Origin of the sequence: Amycolatopsis sp. NBC_01286, assembly GCF_035982555.1 — a bacterium.
GTDB lineage: Bacteria > Actinomycetota > Actinomycetes > Mycobacteriales > Pseudonocardiaceae > Amycolatopsis.
Map to the genome: position 1 here is coordinate 3,520,287 of NZ_CP108428.1, position 20,606 is coordinate 3,540,892.

Genomic DNA, 20,606 nt, shown 5'->3' on the forward strand with positions numbered 1-20,606 from the left:
CTCGCCTGGACGATTCGACGGAGGTTCTCGGTCTTACGCTCTCTTGTCGTAACGAACGACCAGAAGCGTTCCCCGTCTGAGACAAACAGCGGAGAAAGCGTCGCTACCTGGGGCGACGTTTTAAACGCATGATCACATTGTGAGGTTCGATGTCAGTACCCCGTGGGCCGCACCCGGCTCGGCCGCCTTACGCCGCGGTGGGCATTAACGGCCTTCGCGTCGCTGGACGGTGAGCTATGCCGTCGACAAACACGTCGCATCGAACTGGACACGCAGAAGACCAAAGCGGGTGCCAGGTAGCCGAGCGCGTGCCCGGCTCCTAGGTCGCGTCAGCGCGGGCAGCTCATGCGGAACCCCACTCGACGCCGGCTGCCTCGAACCGGTCCAGGTAGAGCAACACTCCTCGCACCTCTTTGGCGGTGAGCAGGAGGTGCTGAAGCACCGCCTGGTGAATCAGAAGATCGTTCACGCCGCCGAGTTGCGTGTACAGTTCCGCCTTCTCATAATCCAGGTGGTAACTGTCGCCGTAATACTGAAGGTCGACCAAGTCGGCTGGATAGAGCTCGTTTTCCTTCTTTTTTCCTGAAGGTTTGTACCATCGATTCCGCTCCTCGCGCTGGGCTTTGCGTAGCGCGCCCCACTTCTTCGCGAGATCGTCGAACCCCAGTCTTTTTAGTTCCTGGACAACGACATTGTTGATCGTTTCGAGCGCCACGCCGCCCGAGTCGTTGCGCTGCTCGAAGACGCGGGCGTCGAGCATGAGCAGTCTTAGCCGGTCCGGGTCGGCGCGTGTGCCCTCAACCTGAAAGGTGCCGTCGGCGAGTCGCACCGCTTGCGTCCGGACGTGCGTTACCTTCTGAACCAGCGGGTTGGCTTGCAGTATGGCCGCCTTCTCGCGGAATTTAGCGATTCGTGCGGACGGTGACCACGAGGGCACGGTTGGCATGCACGGATTCCTTTGTGCTCGGGCGGCGTTGCGATACCCGAAGTTTCCCACGTTAACCCGGTTCGAGTACACCGTTAGCCTTGATTTCGCCGTCCGAGGTCGTAGAACTCGGCGCATGGTTCCGCCACTTCAACCTGCTGACGGTAGCGCTCCAGCGGCGCCGTGGCTTCGCTTGTGTGCGCTCGTGTGGCCGGATGAAGAGCGGCTGGCCTCAGTAACGGAGTGTCATGTTGTCAAATTGTTGACATCGGGCAGCCGACGATGGATGTCGACGGCTTCGCTGATCGCGACCACAGCGTCGTCGTGCCGGCCCAGATCACCGAGCCGGTTCGCGAGGTCAACCCGGGCCTGTCCTGCGGGACCTGCCGCGCCTCCTGTCGCGGTGAAGACCAGAACTGCGACGACTACACGTTCAATCGAGGCATCTCTGGCACTGTCGGGCTCGGTGCCTGCCTGGTCGCGCTCGCGCTGGGCCGCACCCGTGTCCTCGGTGCCGACCGCGACGCCGCGCTGCTGGCCGACGTCAAGGCGATTGCGCCGGACCGCATCGACGTCGACGCCGTCAGCATCGGCGACCTGCGCACCTGGGGCGTCTTGAACCCACGGCGTCAAGCTAGGGTTTGGGAGATGCAGCAACCGCCGCCTCCGACCATCGTGGTCAATCCGCCGGTTCCGGACGTAATCGTCAATCCGCCTCCCTCGCCCTCCACAGCGCAGACCGTGACCACTCTGATCCTGCCTGTCCTCTCGGCGATTCTCGCTGCCGTGGCGACGCACGTCTTCGCCCAACAACGGGCCAAGGCCGACGCCGTCGAGTCTCGACGGCGCGAGGAGCTTGGTTACGCAGCTGCGATGTTGGCCGCAGCGATACCGTGGGTCCGGGCAGCCGAATACTGCGTTCAGTACATGGCTCTGAAGGTCCACGACGAGGGACTGGCGGAGATTGTGGCCCGTCACACGGAGAAACTGAACGTCGCCGACAGGGAGTTCCTTATTGCGAGAACTACCGCGAAATTGGCTATTGGGAACGTCGCGGTCATGGAATGTATCAAGAAAATCCAAGACAGCTATGACGGCTTCGCGGAGAGGTTCGATCAAGCGCGACGTGGGCTTGGCGTGAAGGACAACGTCGCGGAGTGCCGACGCTTTCGGGAGCTACTCGACCAGATGAACAGCGCAGTTGCAGCTAACTACGCTCCAAAGGTCAAACTCGGTCGATCGAGTAAATGAAGTGGTCGTCAGGTGGCCAGCGCAGCGGGCGGTGCGGAGCCAGGGGCGGGCCGTTGGTTCACCTAGCGACACGCCGAGTTTGAGACCAGGTCTTAGCGCGGCAAGGTTTAACGGGCGGGGCGGTGAACTTCTCGCCTGACGACCCACGAGTGTCAATCGACGAGAATGACGAAGCGCCGGACGGCTCTACTCGGTGAGGGGGTGGATTGCTGAGACCTTAACGCAGAAGGATACGTAGAGTGCGTACTGATAGCCGGCGCGTAACTTGCCGTCGAGTTTGTCGTATCCGAGTTGCATACCGGGATCATGGAAATATGAATCGGGCAGCGACAACCCTGTGGAGCCGAAACTATTCGTTTGCAGTTTGCTGGTTCCGGGAACGAGATCAAGACGAACTGCGCTTTCGGAGGAGAGCAGTAGTACGTACCAATACTTACTCGGGTTTGCGTTTGCGGTAGTTAGTATCGCACTCGTAACGGCCTGTCCGGCGGATTCAGTCTTCGGATCACCAACTACGTCTGGAAAGTTAATTCGTAGCCTTAGGTCTTCGATAGTGTGTGATCCGTCTGCATCGAGACTGTCTGCAACGGAGTTTTCAGCATAAACTCGAAACTGAAGGCGGTCGCCGTCTGAAATCTTTTCATGCCGCCCCCATAGTGAATCATTTCCTTTGCAATCTGCTGCCACGTGGCGAACGCCGTAAAACTGTCGCTCGTCTCCGATGTTAGGGTTATCTGAGATCGAGTTTAGTGTCACGTAGGCGGCCGGCCTACTCATAGTAAAAATCTGCCGTTCTGGCCCCCAGCCGGGTGCGATGTTGGCTTCCCGCTGGTCGGGCGCCGGCACGGGCGACGCGGGCGCAGTCATGCTGGGCAATTGGCTGCCAGTCGCAGGGTTCCAAGCATCCTCAATCGGCTTGGCTAGTACCGGTAATCCGAAAGCGACGATCAATGCAACAGTGGCCAATGCCACACCAGCTTCTACCTTGCGCTGTTTGCGTAAGTATAACCAAGTGATTACGCAGCCTGCGAGTATTATGCCCAGTCCGACGGCGCTGATAACGACAGGACGCGTCATGGCTCCCCTGATGGCAATTGTCTCGAACTCCCTACCGAGGAGTCGCCTGCTCCACGTGTCACGTTACGCTTGACGTTGGATCGTCGAAGGAGTCTGCGGCAGGTAGCTGTCGCAGGTACGCGCTCTGATCTGCGGTGTGAGTGCTATGGTCAAGTTGTAGCCCCCGTAGCTCAGGGGATAGAGCACGGCTCTCCTAAAGCCGGTGTCGCAGGTTCGATTCCTGCCGGGGGCGCTCTGACCAGGCATTATGCTTGGAATTGGGCTGGATGTAGGTCGTCTGTCTGATGACGGATCGCGAGTCAAAGGCTTACGAAGGCCGTGACGACAGTCGGCTCGCCCGAGTTACGGACGATCAGCTCGAAGTCGCCGATGTCGGCGTCGGCTCCGGCGGTGTGCCGCCTGACGGCGCTTCGCAAGAGCCGGTCGAGCTGCCGAGCATCTGCGGGGTCCGCCTCGGCGGCGAACACCTTCACCGCACTGCCGAGGTAGTGCAACTCGAGGTTAAGCGGGCGCTGTCCTTCTCTGCGTAAAGCTGCTGCTACTGACTGTCCATCTTTAGGTTGCTCGGTCGTGGGCTGTTGAGGAGCGGGGCGCAAGATCAGCGGGCGCTTGCCTCTGCCGCCTGCTGAAAGCATGCCCCACTGTCGGAGCAGGTCGGCTGCACGGTGGGCGGTGCCGACGGCGACCTCGTAGGTGGCGGCTACCTCCTTAATCGAGGGTGCGACAGATCCATCGGCTAGATCACCGGCGAGGATCCGGCTGCGGATGCGCGAGGCGACGCGCTCGAACGGCGCTTCCGGAGCTGTCTTGGCCCGCTCGATCTGGTCGAGCACGGCGGGGAGCTCGGGCAGCCGGGCTGCGAGGTCGCCAGCCGCCCGCTGGTGTGCCTCGGAGGCCCAGGCGGCGTAGAAGCGCAGAGTCGTGCTTCCGCCGCCGCCGTGGCCGAGACGGCCGGCCACGGTGCGGATGTCCACGCCGGCGGCGATGAGTTCCGTGGCGTTGAAGTGCCGCAAGCATTTGAGCTGGGTGTCGAGGCCCATGGCGCGAGTCATCCGGCGGTAGCGCTGAGTGACCGATCGCGGTCTCAGCGGCGTACTGTGGTCCGGCTTCAGCGAGAAGAAGAACGCGTCGTCGTCCAGGTCGTATCCGGCCTCGGACGCTGCGGCGTCGAGGGCGGCCCAGTAGTCGATCAGCAGCTGGTTCGAAGTGTCGTCCAGGACGATGTGGCGGGCGATCTCGTTCTTGATGCCTTTCTCGATGAGCTCGTTGGTCTCGTCGAGCTGGGCGATGGCGTCCCGCAGGTACAGAACCTTCTTGATCGGATCGTGGTGGCGACGGCGCAGCGCCACGACTTCGCCGCGGCGGGCTCCGGAGATCATGGCGATGAAGAGGAGCACGCCCCAGGTGAGTTCCCGGCGGAACGCCTCGTTCACGATCGCGGCGGCGTCCGTGGTGCTCGGCGGAACCGGGTCGGTTTTCTCGAACGACGGCGGCGCGAGCCCGTCGATCGGGTTGACCGACCACCACTCCCATTCCGCGAGCGCCATCGTGTACGCGCCGGAGAGGATCGCGTGAATTTTGCGGACCGTGTTGTTGGCCAGGCCCTTGCACCGGTGTTTCCGGCAGCGGGCATCGCACTCGTGCTTCCGGGACGTGCGGTGCTCGATCCAATTCGTATTGGTGCAATGGTGGCGGCACCGCTGGCAATCCTTGTAGAGGGCGCGGATCGTTTTCCGGGCGTCCTTGGTTGCGCTCTTGCTGCCGATGTAGGGAATGATGTGCCGGGCGATTAGGCTGCCGTCTTTTTCGATGGTGGTGCGTGCGGCCTTGCGCTCGTCCTGGTAGTTGAGCACCAGGTGGCCGATGTCGACCTTCGTTTTCGGGTGCCGTTGTTCGTCGACCTCGTTGAGCAGGCGGGTGAGGGCTACCTCTGCCTGGTGTTCGTCGTCCGGGCCGGGCGGGACGATGACGGTCGGTCGGTGCCGCTTGCCGGTGATCGGGTCCGCCCCGGCGTCGACACGGACCCGCAGGGATCCGCTGTCCAGGCGGTCGATGGAACCTCGGTGCCGGCTGCGCCTGCTGCTGTGACCACTGCGAGTGCGCTTGCCCCGGGTGGGTGTCGCCGTCGTCTCTGCCGTGTTCATGTCCCGATGATATTGAAATTTTCGGGTCACGTTTCGGGTCACGACGGTGCCGTCGAGCTGAAGCGCGTCTCGCTGACCTGCATCAACTAGCGAAGTTCGAGGGTGTGACGCCCACATTAGGAGAGCGGTGCTCTATCCCCTGAGCTACGAGGGCGTGTACTGCCAGCCTCAGCGTACCGGGCCCGGGACACGCGCAGGCGTAGGGGCACGGATGGAGTAACCCGACCTCCGTCGTCACCCGACTGAGTGGTTCTGACCGCGGCCCTACACCCCCAGGGTGGGCCTATGGCGCCTGACCTGGTCGGACCAGCAGCTCACCTGGTCGTGTCTGGTTTCGAACTGCTGAACAACAGTAGGTAACCTTCGTTAACGGGACGCGGGGAGCCGCCTCCTACTGGCTGTTGCGGAGGGCTTCGTTGATCAAGCTCATGTTCGCCGACGACGAGGAACTGGTGCGCTCGGGGTTGCGCGCGATGATGTCCGGGGCCCAGGACATCGAGATCGTGGGCGAGGCGAGCGACGGCAGATCCGCGGTGGAAGTCGCCCGCCGTTATCACCCTGACGTGGCCCTTCTCGACATCAAGATGCGCGCGCCCGACGATGGCATCCGGGCGCTGCGGGCCATCCTCGCGCTGCCCGATCCGCCCACCGTCGCCATGCTGACCACCTTCGACATCGACGAGTACGTGAGCCTCGCGCTGCGGCTCGGGGCCAACGGCTTCCTGCTGAAGGACATCGACCCCGCCGCGCTGCTCCGGGCCGTGCGTGACCTGGCCAAGGGCGGCGCCGTCCTCGATCCGGGGGTGGCCGCGCGGATGGTGCAGTCGCACCGGGACGAACAACGCGCTGCTCAGCCGGCTCGCAAGCTGCTCGCCTCGCTGTCCGAACGGGAACGCGAGGTCGTCGCACTGATCGGGCAGGGTCTCAGCAACGCCGAGATCGGGGGCCGGCTCCACCTGTCCGAGGCCACCGTCAAGGGGTACGTCTCCGCCGTGCTCTCCAAGATCGGGGCGGCCAACCGCGTGCAGGCCGCGCTGCTGGCCTACCGCGGTGGCCTGCTCGACCAATAGATGCTGCTCACGGCGCTGGAGTTCCTCGGGCTCGTCGCCTTCGCGGCGTCCGGGGCGCTGGCCGCCGTGCGGGCCCGGCTCGACGTCTTCGGCGTCGTCGTGGTCGGGCTCACCACCGCGCTCGGCGGTGGGGTCATCCGGGACGTCCTGCTCGGCATCCACCCGCCGACGACGCTGCGGAACTGGCCCTACCTCGCCGTCTGCGCGGTGACGGCGCTCGTCGTGTTCGCCTTCCACCCGCAGGTCGCGCGGCTGCGGCGGGGCGTGCTGCTCGCCGACGCGCTCGGCCTCGGCGTGTTCGCCACCGCCGGGACGACCATCGCGCTCAACGCCGGCGCGACCGTCTACGCCGCGTGCTTGATCGGCATGACGACCGGGATCGGCGGTGGTGCCGTGCGCGATCTGCTGCTCCGGGAAATCCCGCTGGTCCTGCGGAAGGAGATCTACGCCGTGGCCGCGCTGGCCGGCTCGGTGCTCGTCGCCGTCGGTCACGCTCTGCGACTGCCCGAAGGGCCGGTCACCGTCGTGGCGGCCGCGGCCGTGGTGGCCGTGCGGATGGTCGCGCTCTGGCGGCACTGGAACGCGCCGGTCGCGCGTGGTCCGGAGTGAGAGAAACTCTTTGTGTGTTCTGTGTGTGTTCTTAGGCGAGTCTCAGCACGCTGAGTAAAACTATCGCCATGCGCATCCTTGTGGTGGACGACGACCGCGCCGTCCGTGATTCGCTCCGGCGGTCCCTGGAGTTCAACGGCTACCAGGTCGAGCTGGCCAGCGACGGTGCGCAGGCGCTGGAGGCGATCATCGCCAACCGGCCGGACGCGATGGTCCTGGACGTCATGATGCCGCGGCTCGACGGCTTGGAGGTCGCCCGCCGCCTGCGCAGCACCGGCGACGACCTGCCGATCCTCGTGCTGACGGCCCGCGACACCGTCTCGGACCGGGTGTCCGGGCTGGACGCCGGCGCCGACGACTACCTGCCGAAACCGTTCGCGCTCGAGGAACTGCTCGCCAGGCTGCGCGCGCTGCTGCGCCGCGCCGTCCCGGAAGGACCCAACGGACAGGCGTCCGAGACACTGTCCTTCGCGGACCTCACCCTCGACCCGGGCACGCGCGAGGTCCGCCGCGGCGGCCGCGAGATCAGCCTGACCCGGACCGAGTTCGCACTGCTCGAGCTGTTCCTTTCCTACCCGAAGCACGTCCTCACGCGGGGCCGGATACTGGAGGAAGTATGGGGTTACGACTTCCCGACGTCGGGCAACGCCCTGGAGGTCTACGTCGGCTATTTGCGCCGCAAGACGGAGGCCGAAGCGGAGCCGAGGCTGATCCACACGGTGCGGGGGGTGGGTTACGTCCTGAGGGAAACCCCGCCGTGATCGACCCGCCGGGGGAGGAGGACCCGCGCGGCACCCGCTGGGGTACGCGCCGGTTCTCCCTGCGCGGCCGGGTGACCCTGCTCGCCGCGGCCTGCGTGGCCGGCGCCGTCGCGCTGGTCTCCCTCGGCGCGTACATGGTCGTCAGCAGCAACCTCTACCAGCAGCTGGACGACGGCCTCGTCGCGCGCGCCGAGGCGGCGGTCAACTCGCCGCAGGTGCAGACCGAGCTGCGGCAGGTCCCCGGCGCCTTCCTGGCGAGCGCGGATCTGCAGATCGGGCAGCTCAACGCCGCCCCCGACGTCCAGCACGCCGTGATGACCTACCCGCTGTCGAGCTCGGCGCCGCCGTTCGACCAGCGGGAGCTCGACGTCGCCAACGGCGATTCGCCGCAGTCGCTGCGGACGGACTTCCACACGGACAGCCGGGTCGTCGCGCTGCCCTCCGGGCACGGCGAGGCCATCGTGCTGGCCCAGTCGATGGGCCCGACCAAGCGCACGCTGAACGAGCTCGCGCTGGTGCTGTTCCTGATCGGCGGCGCGGGCATCCTGGTCGCCGCCGCGGCGGGCACCGCGGTCGCGCGCGCCGGCCTGCGCCCGGTCGACCGGCTGACGTCGGCCGCCGAGCGCGTCTCCAAGACCGGTGACCTGCGGCCGATCCCGGTCAGCGGCGACGACGAGCTGGCCCGCCTCACCCAGACGTTCAACACCATGCTCGGCACGGTCGCGGACTCGCAGGAGCGGCAGCGCCAGCTGGTCGCGGACGCGGGCCACGAGCTGCGGACGCCGTTGACGTCGTTGCGCACCAACCTCGAGCTGCTGCTCGCCGCGAGCAAGCCGGGCGCGCCGCCGCTGCCGGACGCCGACCGCGTCGACATCGTCGCGGACATCAGCGGCCAGCTCGACGAGCTGACCCAGCTCATCGGCGACCTCGTCGAGCTCGCCCGCCAGGACGAGCCGCGCGAACGCTTCGAGCGCGTCGAGCTGCTGGACGTCGTCGAGCGGGCGCTGGACCGGGCGCGGCGCCGCGCGGGCGAGATCAACTTCGACGTCTCGCTGCAGCCGTGGGTGCTCACCGGGGACAACAGCTCGATCGAACGCGCCATCCTGAACCTGCTGGACAACGCGGTGAAGTTCTCGCCGCCGGACGCGACGGTCTGGGTGCGGCTCTACCCGCTCGGCGACGGCACGGCGGTGGTCGAGGTGGCGGACGCCGGCCCGGGCATCGCCGAGGAGGACCTGCCGAAGGTGTTCGACCGCTTCTACCGCTCGTCGGAGGCGCGGACGCTGCCCGGTTCCGGACTCGGCCTCGCGATCGTCAAGCACGCGGCCGAGCGCCACGGCGGGGCGGTCTACGCCGCGCGGGCGCCGGAGGGCGGCGCGCTGATGACGATCCGGCTGCCGGGCGCACCCGGCTGAGGTCGCAGTCGCGTAACTCCCGGGACGGCCGCCGTGGTGTCCGGCCAGGATCGGCGCATGCTGCTGCGTCGATGCCTGGCCGCCGGGGGAGCCGGCGTGGTCGCGGCGGTGACCGTGACGCAGGTGCCGACGACCGGCTGGTGCACCGGAGGCAGCTGCGTTCTCCTTCCGTTCGTACTGGTTCCGCTCGTGCTGCTGGCCGCCGTCCTGCTCGCCTGGGCGGTCATGGGCGTGGCCAGCGTCCCCCCGAGGTTGGCTGGCCGCGCTGGTCACCTCCGACGCGCTGCCGGCGGGTTGCGCTCGTGTCGCCGGTGGTGGTGTTGTTCGGCTGGGGTGTTCTGCTGCCCCTTGTGGTTCCCGGCCTGTGACCTGGTGTTTCAAAGTTCACCCCGATCGCCTCAGCGGATACCGTGTTGAATCGTGTAGGATTTTGTGTGGTTGGGGAGCCGACTCGGGACGGAGTGAACGGTGCTGGCGCGTCAGCGACAGGCGGTGATCCTGGAAGAGGCACGCCGGACCGGCGCGGTCCGGGTCAGTGACCTCGTGACCAGGCTGGGCGTGTCCGACATGACGGTGCGCCGCGACCTGGACGTCCTCGCCGGGCGCGGGCTCGTCGAGAAGGTTTACGGCGGTGCCACGTCGATCGTCGGCAAGAGCACCGACGAACCCGGTTTCGAGGCCAAGTCCGTCCGCCAGCGCGCGCAGAAGGAAGCGATCGCCGAGCTCGCGGCGAACCTCGTCCGGCCGGGCACCGCGATCGGCATCTCCGCCGGCACCACCACGTGGACGCTCGCGCGGGCGCTCGACGCGATCTCCGGGCTCACCATCGTGACCAACTCGATCCAGGTCGCGGACGTCCTGCGCGGGTCGACGCAGCCGGACCGCACCGTCGTGCTCACCGGCGGCGTGCGGACGCCGTCGGACGCGCTGGTCGGGCCGGTCGCCGTGCACAGCCTGCGGTCGCTGCACCTCGACGTCGTCTTCCTCGGGGTGCACGGGATGTCCGACGGGCCGGGGTTCACGACGCCGAACCTGACCGAGAGCGAGACCGACCGCGCGCTGGTCGAGGCCGGGCGCAAGCTGGTCGTGCTCGCCGACCACACCAAGTGGGGCACCGTCGGCATCTCGACGATCGCCGACCTGGACGAGGCCGACGTCGTCGTCACCGACGACGGGATTTCCGCCGAAGCCAAGGAAATACTCGCCGAAAGGGCAGGGGAACTCATGATCGCCGAGACGGCGGAGACAGTCGAGGCTGAAGAAGCGTGAAGCGCACGTCACGGCGCCTGGCCGATGGCCGGGAGATCATCTACTTCGACCAGCCCGGCGCGCCCGAGCGCGTCGCCGAGGACACCCGCGACCTGCCGCCGGTTTCGGCCGCGTCGGAGATCCGGCTCGACCCGCTGACCCACGAGTGGGTCGCGATGGCCGCGCACCGGCAGACGCGGACGTACAAGCCGCCCGCCGACCTCTGTCCACTGTGTCCGAGCAAGCCCGGAAAACCCAGTGAGATCCCGGAAAGCGACTACGACGTCGTCGTGTTCGAGAACCGCTTTCCGTCCTTCGCCGAGGATGTGACCGGCGAACCGACCACTGTGGACGGTCTCGGGCTGGTGCCGGTCAAGCCGGGGCGCGGTCGCTGCGAGGTCGTCTGCTTCACCAGCAACCACGACGGTTCCTTCGCCGGTCTGACACCGAAGCAGGTGCGGGCCGTGGTGGACGCCTGGGCCGACCGGACCGCCGGACTGTCCGAAGTGCCCGGTGTGGAGCAGGTCTTCCCGTTCGAGAACCGCGGTGAGGAGATCGGCGTCACGCTGTCCCACCCGCACGGGCAGATCTACGGCTACCCGTTCGTCACGCCCCGGACCGCGCGCATGCTCGACGTCGCCCGCGCCTACCAGGCCGAACACGGGCGCCCGGTGCTCGGTGACGTCCTGGCGGCCGAACGCAAGTCCGGCGCGCGCGTCGTGGCGTCCGGTGAGCACTGGACGGCGTTCGTGCCGCCGGCGGCCCGCTGGCCGGTCCAGGTGCAGATCGTGCCGCACCGGCAGGTTCCGGACATCCCCGCGCTGACCGACGCCGAGCGCGACGACTTCGCCGACGTCTACCTGGACGTCCTGCGCCGCTGTGACGCCCTGTACGACCGGCCGTTGCCCTACATCGCGGCGTGGCACCAGGCGCCGGTGCGCCAGGACCGCGAGCTCGGCTGGCTCCACCTGGAGCTGTTCTCCGTGTTGCGCGCGAAGGACAAGCTGAAGTACCTGGCGGGGTCCGAATCGGGCATGGCGGTCTGGGTGAACGACGCGACACCGGAGCAAATCGCGGAACGGCTCCGCGCGGCGGGGTGACCCGGCCATACTCATCTCCGATGCACAGGTTCGGCTCAGGAACCTCTCAGGACCGTCCCGCAAGGTGATGACATGACCGAGAACGACCCCACCGCGCACGACCCCGCGACCCCGCGGCCTTCCGCGGACGCCCAGCCCGGCTCCGGGCAGGATGCCGCTCAGGGCGGTTGGGCCGGGAGTCCTTACGGCGAGCAGAGCGCGCCCGCCAGTCCGTACGGCGAGCAGAGCGCGTCCGGCAGCCCCTACGGCGACCCGGGCACGGCGACTCCGTCCGGGGGCACACCGCACTACGCGGCGCCGGCCGAGCCGTCCTACCACGCGGTCACGGGGGCCGACCCGTCCTACGGGGCGCAGAGCGCGAACCCCTGGTCCGCGCCGAGTGCGCAGACGCCGCCGCAGGGTCACCCCCAGCAGAGCGTCTACCCGCCGCCGAACACGTACGGGCCGCCCGGCACGTCGATCTACAACGCGCCCGCCGCCCCGCCGCCGAAGCAGAAGCGTTCCGGCGGCAAGCTGCTCGCCGGCGTCGCGCTGGTCGCGCTGCTGGTCGGCGGCATCGCCGGCGGCACGGTCGGGTACCTGACGGGCGGGACGTCGGGCCCGTCGAGCAACGCGCTCGACGCGCCGAAGCCGGCCCAGCAGACCGGCAACGCGCCCGCAGGCTCGGTCGAGTCCGTCGCGCAGAAGCTGTCGCCGAGCGTCGTCGAGCTGCAGGTGAGCGGGCAGCAGGGGGCCGGCGAGGGCTCCGGGTTCGTCATCAGCACCGACGGCTACATCCTGACCAACAACCACGTCGTCGAGGTCGCCGCGGGCGGCGGGCAGATCCAGGCCGTGTTCCAGGACGGCCGGAAGGCTGCCGCCAAGGTCGTCGGCCGCGACCCGACCACGGACATCGCGGTGGTCAAGGTCGACGGCGTCGGCAACCTGACCCCGGTCGAGATCGGCCGGTCCGACGACCTGCGTGTCGGCCAGTCCGTCGTCGCCATCGGCTCGCCGTTCGAGCTGGCCGGCACGGTCACCTCGGGCATCGTCAGCTCGCTGCACCGGCCGGTGCGGGCGGGCGGCAGCACCGGTGACCAGACCACGGTGATGGACGCCGTCCAGACCGACGCGGCGATCAACCCGGGCAACTCGGGCGGTCCGCTGGCCAACATGTCCGGCCAGGTCATCGGCATCAACTCGGCGATCTACAGCCCGCAGTCCGCGCAGGGTGGCCAGGGGCAGGGCCAGGGCGCGTCCGAGGGCGGCAACGTCGGCATCGGCTTCGCCATCCCGATCGACCAGGCCCGCCGCACGGCGGACACGATCATCAAGACCGGCCAGGCCGTGCAGACCTACATCGGCGCGCAGGTCAAGGACGCCCCGCAGGGCGGCGCCGAGCTCGGCGCCATCACGGCGGGCAGCCCGGCGGAGAAGGCCGGCCTGAAGTCCGGCGACATCGTGACGAAGATCGACGACCGGAACATCGACTCGTCCGACACGCTCGTCGCCGCGATCCGCACCCGGGCGCCGGACGAGAAGGCGACGTTCACCCTCCAGGGTGGCCGCACGGTCGAGGTGACCCTCGGCGGGCAGCCCGTCACCCCCAACTGATCCATTCCAGACGCTCGGCCGCCCTGGCGCGGCCGAGACCAACTTGGCTCGACCCCCGTAGCTTTCGGGGCCGGACCCACAAGGCCACGCGCGACCGGATTTCGATGCCGGTCGCGCGTGGCCGTATTTGTGGGGGCTTGCGGACGGGCTGTTCGCGTGTCTGGCTGGGCATCGCGCGTGATCAGGGAGGCATCACGCGTGATTGGAGGGTCGACACACGTGATTGGAAGGGCATCACGCGTGTCTGGAGGGACGACACGCGTACCTGGGTGGACGACACGCGTACCTGGAGGGTCGGCTTGCGTACCTGGGAGGTCGGGTTGCGTGCCTGGAGGGTCGGTTAGGTGCGGCGAGTTTGTGGGCGGGTGGGGCGTTTGCGGTGGGGTGTCAGGCGGTGGCGTAGGGCCGTCAGGACTACCGCCAGCCAGACCGCGGCCAGGGTCAAGGTGAGGCCTAGCGCTGGGTTGCCGTCGTGGAGGCCGGGCATGGGCGCGGTGCCGTAGGGACGCCAGAGCAGCGGGAACGCCAGGATCAGCAGGACGCCCGTGAGGACGGTGCCGGTGACCACCGGGGTCTTCCAGGGTTGCGGGAGGACGCGGGCCAAGGTGAGGCCGAGGATCGCCGTCAGTGGGGCGATGACGGCGTCGTTGAGGATCGGGCCGCCCACGAGCCAGCCGATCGTGCCGAAGACGTCCGGGCGCAACGGCAGCGCGTAGTCGGCGAACAGGACCACACCCCACACCAGGGCCGCGAGGCCCGGTAAGGCGAGGAGTACACGCGCGCTCTTCACAGGGCCTCCAGTTTTGTGACCCACTTCGTCTGCAGCACCCCGGGCCGGTTCGGCGCGATGATCCGGCACGGGAAGCCGTGGTCGAGGTCGAGGACGTCGCCGTTGAGCTCCAGCGCGAGCAGTGTCAGGTCGTCGGCCGTGTGCTCGCCCGGGAGCACGCTGACGCCGTACAGCCCGGCACGCTCCAAAGAGGACACTCGCACCGCCGTGCCCGGTTGTGACCCGGTGGCCTTCAGCAGCGTCGGCAGGGAAATCCCGCGCCAGGTCGCCGACTGGCTCCAGCCCTCGACGCACGCGATCGGCAGCTCGGCCGTCGTCTGCGGCAGGGCGCGCAGCTCGTCGAGCGAGAACTTCGTGGTGCCGCGCGGGGTCACCACCGAGAGCCGCCAGACCGCCGCCTGCGCCGTCTGCGTGACGCCCGCGGCCACGGCCGTGCGGTTCACCGGCAGGCCCTGCGTGCCCTTGCCCGTCTTCCAGGCGAGGCCGGAAACGCCGCGCAGGAAGGGAACCGTGGCCCCGGCGGTGGCGACCACCGCGACGCCGGTCGCCAGTCCCGTGGTGCGGAGGAAGCCGCGCCGCGACAGTCCGACGGCCGGCGTTTCCTCGATTTCCGAGTTGAACCGGCTCAGCGCGCGGCGGATGACCGGCAGCTTGACCGCGACGTGCACCAGGATCGACCCGATCGCCAGCCACGCGACCGCGTAGTGGACCTGCGGGAAGTAGAACCCCCACGGGTAGTTCTGCGCGACGTTCAGCAGGCCGGTCGTCAGCTCGAAGAACGCCGAACCCGACAGCACCAGGATCGAGAGACGTTCGAGAGCGTGCGGCAGCGAGCGGACCAGCGGCCGGCCGAACAGCTTCGGGTAGACGCTCCACAGTTTCGCCAGCAGCAGGGGAATCGACGCCACGCCGGAGATCACGTGCAGCCCCTGCGTGACCCGGTAGAGCCCGACCGGGCGGCTCGGCCAGAAGAACCACTCCGGCGGGTGCTGGATGAAGTGGCTGATCAGGCCCGTCACGAAGCAGGTCGTGAACGTGACCGCGAGCGCCAGCCCGATCTTCGACGTCACGCGCTCGTGGTGCGCCGCCGCCTCGAACTGTTCTTCCTTGGGGATCGGCAGCTGGTCGACGCGGTCGTTCAGCCGGGCCCGGGCTTCGCGGGCGCGCACCGCGAGGGGCGTGCGTTTGGGCTTCACGGCTTCTCCAACCGGGCGAACCAGCGGTGGCCGTGCCGGGTGGTGCGGTGGACGTGCAGCCCGGCCCGGTTCGCGACCTCGGCGATGGCGTCCGCGCCGACCCAGGCCCAGGTGAACCACGCGACGTCGGCGTGGCCGGGCCGCAGCCGGACGCGCTCGTGCCGCAGGCCGCCGCCGGGTGGGTCCAGTTCCACCAGGACATCGCCGTCATCGGCGATCAGTTCGGCCGCACGACGCAGCAGCACCGCGGGGTCGCCGCCGATGCCGATGTTGCCGTCGGCCAGCAGGACGTGCCGCCAGCGGCCTTCGCCGGGCACGTGGTCGAAGACGTTGCGGTGCAACGCACTCCCGCCGCGACGCCGGGTCAGGCGGACGGCTGTGCGTGAGCTGTCCACGCCCAGCGCGACGATGCCGCGTTCGGCCAACGCGGCGGTCAGCCGACCCGGGCCGCAGCCGATGTCGAGGGTCGGGCCGGTGCAGGCGTCGAGCAGCACCTCGTCGCCGTCGGACGCCTGGGCCCAACGCTCGACCGGCAACTCGATCTGTTCGCCGCTGGGCAGCTCGAGCCAGCAGCGGTGGCCGAGCAGGCCGCGGTCGAACTCGCTTCCGGTGCTCGCCGGCGCCGTCATCAGGCGGCCGCCCGATCAACGGCCGCGACGGCGCGGGCGAACCGGCTGTCCGGGCATTCGAGCGCCACTCGGCGAGCGTCGGTCATCGTGTCCACATCGGACAGTTCGGCCGCCTGCCACGGCTCCAGCCCGCACGTGATGAGGGCACGCAGCGTGCGTTCGCCGGTGTCGTCGCGGGACATCGGGACGCCCGCGAGGGCCTGCGCCCGCCGCGGGTCGGTGAGGCCGAGGGCCCACCAGCCGCCGTCCGCGGCCGGGCCGAGCACGCAGTCACGGCCGTCTTGCAGGACCGGGGCGATCGTCGCGGCCAGCGAATCCGGCGTGACCTGCGGGGTGTCCATGCCGATCTGCAGGATCGGGAGGCCGGCGTGCACCGCGGCGGCGTCGGCGTGGGCGTTCGCCAGCCGGGCGCCGAAGTCCCAGCCACGCTGCGGGATCACGGTCGCGCGGCGCAGCGCGACCCCGATTTCGGCGCCCCGGGCGGCGGCGTCGAGGTCGCCGGTCATCGCGACGACCGGCGCGGCGCCGGGTACCGCGCAGGCCGCGTCAAGGGTGTCGAGCAACGCGGACGCGGCGATCTCCGCCGCCTGGGCCGGTGTCGCGGGCGGGCAGAGCCGGGTCTTGGCGAACCCCGGCACCGGCGCCTTGGCCACGACCAGCAGCACGAATTCGGCCTTCATCGCGCCAGCACCCGCCCGAAGTCGCGGACCGCACGCAGCGTGCCCCGCACCGAGCCGGACACCTTCGACTTCGTGCCCTTCGCCCGCTCGCCGTACCGGACGTCGAACTCGCGGACCCGCCACCCGGCGCGCTGCGCCCTGATCAGCAGCTCGAGGGGATAGCCGAACGCGCGATCCGTGATGCCGAGGCCGAGCAGCGCTTGCCGGTCCGCGGCGCGCAACGGCGCGATGTCCCGCACCGGCAGCCCACGGGTGCGCAGCAACAGCGACAGCACGACGTTGCCCGCCCGCGCGTGCCACGGCCACACCCCGGGCCCGGTCGGCACCCGGCGTCCGACGGCCAGGTCGGCGCCGGCCACGACCGCCGCCACCAGCCGCGGCAGGTCGGCGAGGTCCAGGGAGCCGTCGGCGTCGGCGAAGCACACGATGTCCGCGGTGGCGGCTTCCAAGCCGGTGTGCACGGCCGCGCCGTACCCGCGACGCGGCTCGTGGACCACCTTCGCGCCGAGCGCGGCGGCCACTTCGGGTGAGCCGTCGGCCGAGCCGTTGTCGACCACGATCGCGCGGTAGCCCGGCGGCAGTCCGCCGAGCACACCGGGCAGGGCGCCCGCCTCGTCGAGGCAGGGAAGGACCACGTCCACTTCCAAGTCAGTCACGCCGCTGACGGTAGGTCTATCGTGGACGGTGGGAAACCGTTGCAGTGCTTACTGAATCATGACATTGACCGATCGGGTGACGAGTTCTTACCGGCTCGTTACGGCTGCCGTCGCCGGACCGCGGATCCCGGCACAGGGCCCTAAGGTGGACGGCGATGAGCGAGCCGAAGTCGGCAGCCGGGCTTGCCGAGCCGTCTGCCCGCGAACCCGAAGACCTGCCACCCGATCGACCCGCGCGCCGCGCCCGCCGGGCCGATCTCCTCGCCGTCGCGGCGGCCGTGGTGCTCGTAGCTGCGGCCGCCGCGGCCGGCCTCTACTACAACCGGCCGAACTCCGGTGTGGTCATCTTCGTCAGCGCGCCGCCGCTGTTCGCCGACTGGCTGCCGCACGTCGGCCCCGGGTCGGTGTTCGCGGTGCTCATCGCCGCAGCGGTGGTGCTTTACGGCCCGGTCCTGGCCACTCGCCTGCCGTGGCGCCGCGCCCTCGTCGCCGGCTACTTCGCGTCGCTCGCCTGGATCTTTTCGCTGACCTTGGTCGACGGCTGGGCGCGCGGGTTCGCCGGGCACCTCACCATTCCCCAGGAGTACCTGCACGAGGTACCCGGGATCACCGACATCCCGCGGATGATGCGCGAGTTCTCCTCCCGCATCCTCGACTTCCAGCCGAACTCCTGGACCACTCACGTGTCCGGGCACCCGCCGGGCGCGACGCTGGTCTTCGTCTGGCTGGACCGGCTCGGCCTGCACGGCGGCGCGTGGGCGGCGACGGCCGTCGTGCTCGTCGGCAGCCTGGTGGCGGTGGCCGTGCCCGCCACGGTCGCCTTGCTCGGCCGGCCGGAAGCGGCTCGCTCGGTGCTGCCCTTCGCCGTGCTCACCCCCGGTGCGGTGTGGATCGGCGTGTCGGCGGACGGCCTGTTCGCCGGGGTGACGGCGACCGGCCTGGCGTTGCTGGCGCTGTCCGCGAACGGGTTCGCCCACGGCCGCCGGTACGCCGTCCCCGCCGGGCTGGCCGCGGGCGGGCTGCTGGGCTTCGGCATCTTTCTGTCCTACGGACTGGTGCTGCTGGGCGTGGTCGCGCTGGCCGTGGCCGTGCTCGGACGGCAGTGGCGGGCGGCGGCACTGGCGATCGTGGCGGCGCTGGCTGTCGTCGCCCTCTTCGCCTGGGCGGGTTTCTGGTGGCTCGACGGCTATCACCTGGTCGTCGAGCGCTACTACCAGGGAGTGGCCCTGGTCCGGCCGTACTCCTACTGGGTGTGGGCGGACCTGGCCGCGGTCGCGGTGGCGCTCGGCCCCGCGGTCGTGGCCGCCCTCCGGCGTGGCCTGACCGAGGCGTTCCTGCCCCGCCCCCGCCGCGCGGTGTGGGCCGAACCGGTGCTCCTCCTCGGCATCGCCGCCCTGCTCGCGATCATCTTCGCCGACGTTTCGGGCCTGTCGAAAGCGGAGACCGAACGGATCTGGCTACCGTTCGGGGCGTGGCTGCTGCCGATGACGGCTCTGCTGCCACGGCCGGGGCGCCGGTGGTGGCTGGCCGCGCAGGCCGCGACGGCGCTGGCGGTCAACCATCTGCTGCTGACGGGCTGGTGAAGACATGACAGGCGATCTGGCCGGGCGCGTGCTCGTGGTCGACGACGACGAGACCGTGCGCGACGTCGTGCGCCGCTACCTCGAGGTGGCCGGGTTCACCGTCGACATGGCCGGCGACGGCGCCGAGGGGCTGGCGAAGTTCGCCGCCCACGAGCCCGACCTGGTCGTCCTCGACGTCATGATGCCGGGGATCAACGGCCTGGAGGTGTGCAAGCGGCTGCGCCAGGTCAGCCAGGTGCCGATCGTCATGCTCACCGCGCTCGGCGAGGAGGAGAACCGGATCGCCGGGCTCCAGCTCGGCGCCGACGACTACGTGACGAAACCCTTCAGCCCCAAGGAACTCGCCTTGCGCGTGGCCTCCGTGCTGCGCCGCGCGCGGATGCCCCGCCCGGAACCGGCGGCCGCGGAACTCGTCGACGGCGACCTGCGGCTGCAGATGACCGCCCGCACCGCGACCCTCGGCGGCCGCGAACTCCCGCTCACCACCCGGGAGTTCGACCTGCTGGCGTTCTTCCTCGGCCACGCCGGTGTCGCCTACTCGCGGGCGGACCTGCTGGAGAAGGTCTGGGGCTGGGACTTCGGCGACCAGTCGACGGTGACCGTCCACGTGCGACGGTTGCGCGAGAAGATCGAGCGCGAACCGGCCAAGCCGACCCGGGTCGCGACCGTCTGGGGCGTCGGCTACCGCTACGACCGGGAGCAACCGTGATCGAACCCGGAGAGTCCTTCGGCGAGATTCTGGCGCACCTCTGGCACATCCTGCCGCTGGCGTTGCTGTTCGCCCTTCCCGTGGCCGTGCTGGGCGGCGTGGTGCTCTACGTGCTGCGCCGCGGTTCCCTGGCCACCACGCTGACCGTGCTGGTGCTGATCCCGGTGCTCTCGACGCTCGTCGGCGTGCTGGGCGTCAGCGGGTTCATGTTCACCCCGGCGCTGACCACGATGCTGCTGGTCTGCCTGCTCGTCGCGGTGATCACCGTGCCCGCCGCGATCATCCTCGGCCGGGCCATCGCCCGCCGCAGTGTGTGGGAGCGCGAGGCGCGGAACCGGGAGCGCGCGGCCGAGGCGTCGCGGCGCGAGCTGGTCGCCTGGATCAGCCACGACCTGCGCAGCCCGCTGGCCGGCATCCAGGCGATGGCGGAGGCGCTGGCCGACGGCGTCGTCTCCGAACGCGACGAGGTCGCCGACTACGCCCAGCGGATCAGCGGGGAGACCACCCGGCTGTCCGGGATGGTCGGCGACCTGTTCGAGCTTTCGCGGATCACCGCGGGCGCCCTAGAGCTCACCATGTCCGCGGTGCCGCTGCGCGACGTCGTCAGCGACGCCGTCGCCGCCCAGAGCCCGGTCGCCGAGCGGAAGCGGGTGCGCGTACTCGCCAATGCCGAGTCCTGGCCGATCGTCTCCGGCAGCGACCCGGAACTGGCCCGGATCGTGCGGAACCTGGTGTCCAACGCGATCCGCCACACCCCGCCGGACGGGACGGTCGCGGTGCAGATCGGCGTCGACGGCGACGAGGCCCTGCTCGCCGTCGACGACTCCTGCGGCGGCATCCCGGACGACGAGATCGGCCGCGTCTTCGACGTCGCCTTCCGCGGCACGCAGGCCCGCACGCCCGAGCGCAGCGGGACGACCACCGGCGGCGGCCTCGGCCTGGCCATCGCCAAGGGCCTGGTCGAGGCGCACCGGGGGAAGATCGGCGTGCACAACCACGGCCCGGGCTGCCGGTTCGAAGTCCGCCTGCCGCTGGCGATGTCGTAGAGATGGGTGACACCCACATCGGTGGGACCGCCGGCTGATCCGAGTCCCGGCCGCCGCGGCCGGTCACCTTCCCGTCAGAGGCTGGATCACTCTGACCAGGGAGGAACCATGAAGAGGGCGTTGC

19 protein-coding genes and 1 tRNA gene are annotated in these 20,606 nt (G+C 69.3%); 12 read left to right on the forward strand and 8 right to left on the reverse strand.

Annotation, left to right across the window (positions count from 1 at the left end; all coding sequences use genetic code 11):
* Positions 1–343 precede the first annotated feature (343 nt).
* A complete protein-coding gene (locus tag OG570_RS17090) occupies positions 344–946 on the reverse strand; it encodes a hypothetical protein (RefSeq protein WP_326957608.1) in 603 nt (200 codons plus the stop codon).
* Positions 947–1,207: 261 nt separating this feature from the next.
* On the opposite strand from OG570_RS17090, the gene OG570_RS17095 reads away from it, so the two are divergent.
* A complete protein-coding gene (locus OG570_RS17095; RefSeq protein WP_326957610.1) occupies positions 1,208–2,176 on the forward strand; it encodes a hypothetical protein in 969 nt (322 codons plus the stop codon).
* 186 nt (positions 2,177–2,362) lie between these two features.
* Here OG570_RS17095 and OG570_RS17100 read toward each other — a convergent pair whose 3' ends face one another.
* Positions 2,363–3,253: a hypothetical protein gene (locus tag OG570_RS17100; RefSeq protein WP_326957613.1), complete on the reverse strand. Its 891-nt coding sequence runs from the start codon at positions 3,251–3,253 to the stop codon at positions 2,363–2,365.
* 159 nt (positions 3,254–3,412) lie between these two features.
* Between OG570_RS17100 and OG570_RS17105 the strand changes: the two genes are divergently transcribed.
* Positions 3,413–3,485, forward strand: a tRNA-Arg gene (locus OG570_RS17105).
* 67 nt (positions 3,486–3,552) lie between these two features.
* Here the strand turns inward: OG570_RS17105 and OG570_RS17110 are convergent.
* Positions 3,553–5,397 carry a tyrosine-type recombinase/integrase gene (locus tag OG570_RS17110; RefSeq protein WP_326957614.1) on the reverse strand — a complete coding sequence of 615 codons (1,845 nt, stop codon included), beginning with the start codon at positions 5,395–5,397 and terminating at the stop codon, positions 3,553–3,555.
* Positions 5,398–5,813: 416 nt separating this feature from the next.
* Here OG570_RS17110 and OG570_RS17115 point away from each other — a divergent pair, with 416 nt between their 5' ends.
* From OG570_RS17115 to OG570_RS17145, 7 genes are all read left to right on the forward strand, one after another.
* A complete protein-coding gene (locus tag OG570_RS17115; protein ID WP_247058120.1) occupies positions 5,814–6,467 on the forward strand; it encodes a response regulator in 654 nt (217 codons plus the stop codon).
* Positions 6,468–7,076, forward strand: coding sequence for a trimeric intracellular cation channel family protein (locus OG570_RS17120; protein WP_247058118.1), 609 nt, complete (start codon positions 6,468–6,470; stop codon positions 7,074–7,076). It begins immediately after the preceding gene.
* A 68-nt stretch (positions 7,077–7,144) separates the two neighbouring features.
* Positions 7,145–7,837 carry a response regulator transcription factor gene (locus tag OG570_RS17125; protein WP_247058116.1) on the forward strand — a complete coding sequence of 231 codons (693 nt, stop codon included), beginning with the start codon at positions 7,145–7,147 and terminating at the stop codon, positions 7,835–7,837.
* The gene (locus OG570_RS17130) at positions 7,834–9,252 is read left to right on the forward strand and encodes a HAMP domain-containing sensor histidine kinase (protein WP_442788275.1); all 1,419 of its coding nucleotides are present in this window, start codon (positions 7,834–7,836) and stop codon (positions 9,250–9,252) included. The genes OG570_RS17125 and OG570_RS17130 overlap by 4 nt, the downstream gene beginning before the upstream one ends.
* Before the next feature lie 468 nt (positions 9,253–9,720).
* Positions 9,721–10,521 carry a DeoR/GlpR family DNA-binding transcription regulator gene (locus tag OG570_RS17135; RefSeq protein ID WP_326944562.1) on the forward strand — a complete coding sequence of 267 codons (801 nt, stop codon included), beginning with the start codon at positions 9,721–9,723 and terminating at the stop codon, positions 10,519–10,521.
* Positions 10,518–11,600 (forward strand): galactose-1-phosphate uridylyltransferase, encoded by a 1,083-nt coding sequence (galT, locus tag OG570_RS17140; protein ID WP_326944561.1) that lies wholly within the window; start codon positions 10,518–10,520, stop codon positions 11,598–11,600. Before OG570_RS17135 ends, galT begins: the two co-directional genes overlap by 4 nt.
* A 72-nt stretch (positions 11,601–11,672) precedes the next feature.
* Positions 11,673–13,193, forward strand: coding sequence for a S1C family serine protease (locus OG570_RS17145; protein WP_326957617.1), 1,521 nt, complete (start codon positions 11,673–11,675; stop codon positions 13,191–13,193).
* Between the two features lie 340 nt (positions 13,194–13,533).
* Here the strand turns inward: OG570_RS17145 and OG570_RS17150 are convergent, their stop codons facing one another.
* From OG570_RS17150 to OG570_RS17170, 5 genes are all read right to left on the reverse strand, one after another.
* Complete coding sequence (locus tag OG570_RS17150; RefSeq protein ID WP_326957619.1) at positions 13,534–13,983, reverse strand: hypothetical protein; 450 nt, start codon at positions 13,981–13,983, stop codon at positions 13,534–13,536.
* Entirely contained in the window at positions 13,980–15,104 is a 1,125-nt protein-coding gene (locus OG570_RS17155; RefSeq protein ID WP_326951671.1) for a molybdopterin-dependent oxidoreductase, read from the reverse strand. The genes OG570_RS17150 and OG570_RS17155 overlap by 4 nt, the downstream gene beginning before the upstream one ends.
* Positions 15,105–15,175: 71 nt before the next feature.
* Positions 15,176–15,808 carry a methyltransferase domain-containing protein gene (locus OG570_RS17160; protein WP_326944558.1) on the reverse strand — a complete coding sequence of 211 codons (633 nt, stop codon included), beginning with the start codon at positions 15,806–15,808 and terminating at the stop codon, positions 15,176–15,178.
* Entirely contained in the window at positions 15,808–16,488 is a 681-nt protein-coding gene (locus OG570_RS17165) for a TIGR04282 family arsenosugar biosynthesis glycosyltransferase (protein ID WP_326957621.1), read from the reverse strand. Before OG570_RS17165 ends, OG570_RS17160 begins: the two co-directional genes overlap by 1 nt.
* Positions 16,485–17,129, reverse strand: coding sequence for a glycosyltransferase family 2 protein (locus OG570_RS17170; RefSeq protein WP_326960052.1), 645 nt, complete (start codon positions 17,127–17,129; stop codon positions 16,485–16,487). The genes OG570_RS17165 and OG570_RS17170 overlap by 4 nt, the downstream gene beginning before the upstream one ends.
* Before the next feature lie 170 nt (positions 17,130–17,299).
* Between OG570_RS17170 and OG570_RS17175 the strand changes: the two genes are divergently transcribed.
* From OG570_RS17175 to OG570_RS17185, 3 genes are read left to right on the forward strand one after another with little or no spacing between them, the layout of a single operon-like run.
* Positions 17,300–18,727, forward strand: a complete 1,428-nt coding sequence (locus tag OG570_RS17175; RefSeq protein WP_326957623.1) for a hypothetical protein — start codon at positions 17,300–17,302, stop codon at positions 18,725–18,727.
* A 4-nt stretch (positions 18,728–18,731) separates the two neighbouring features.
* Positions 18,732–19,436: a response regulator transcription factor gene (locus OG570_RS17180; protein ID WP_247058098.1), complete on the forward strand. Its 705-nt coding sequence runs from the start codon at positions 18,732–18,734 to the stop codon at positions 19,434–19,436.
* Positions 19,433–20,482, forward strand: a complete 1,050-nt coding sequence (locus OG570_RS17185) for a sensor histidine kinase (protein ID WP_326944555.1) — start codon at positions 19,433–19,435, stop codon at positions 20,480–20,482. Before OG570_RS17180 ends, OG570_RS17185 begins: the two co-directional genes overlap by 4 nt.
* Positions 20,483–20,606 lie beyond the last annotated feature (124 nt).

What these genes read in the sequence shown, in the direction of transcription:
- OG570_RS17090 (WP_326957608.1), bottom strand. Translation starts at nt 946, where the DNA reads ATGCCAACCGTGCCCTCGTGGTCACCGTCCGCACGAATCGCTAAATTC.
- OG570_RS17095 (WP_326957610.1), top strand. Translation starts at nt 1,208, where the DNA reads ATGGATGTCGACGGCTTCGCTGATCGCGACCACAGCGTCGTCGTGCCG.
- OG570_RS17100 (WP_326957613.1), bottom strand. Translation starts at nt 3,253, where the DNA reads ATGACGCGTCCTGTCGTTATCAGCGCCGTCGGACTGGGCATAATACTC.
- OG570_RS17110 (WP_326957614.1), bottom strand. Translation starts at nt 5,397, where the DNA reads ATGAACACGGCAGAGACGACGGCGACACCCACCCGGGGCAAGCGCACT.
- OG570_RS17120 (WP_247058118.1), top strand. Translation starts at nt 6,468, where the DNA reads ATGCTGCTCACGGCGCTGGAGTTCCTCGGGCTCGTCGCCTTCGCGGCG.
- OG570_RS17125 (WP_247058116.1), top strand. Translation starts at nt 7,145, where the DNA reads ATGCGCATCCTTGTGGTGGACGACGACCGCGCCGTCCGTGATTCGCTC.
- OG570_RS17145 (WP_326957617.1), top strand. Translation starts at nt 11,673, where the DNA reads ATGACCGAGAACGACCCCACCGCGCACGACCCCGCGACCCCGCGGCCT.
- OG570_RS17160 (WP_326944558.1), bottom strand. Translation starts at nt 15,808, where the DNA reads ATGACGGCGCCGGCGAGCACCGGAAGCGAGTTCGACCGCGGCCTGCTC.
- OG570_RS17165 (WP_326957621.1), bottom strand. Translation starts at nt 16,488, where the DNA reads ATGAAGGCCGAATTCGTGCTGCTGGTCGTGGCCAAGGCGCCGGTGCCG.
- OG570_RS17175 (WP_326957623.1), top strand. Translation starts at nt 17,300, where the DNA reads ATGAGCGAGCCGAAGTCGGCAGCCGGGCTTGCCGAGCCGTCTGCCCGC.
- OG570_RS17180 (WP_247058098.1), top strand. Translation starts at nt 18,732, where the DNA reads ATGACAGGCGATCTGGCCGGGCGCGTGCTCGTGGTCGACGACGACGAG.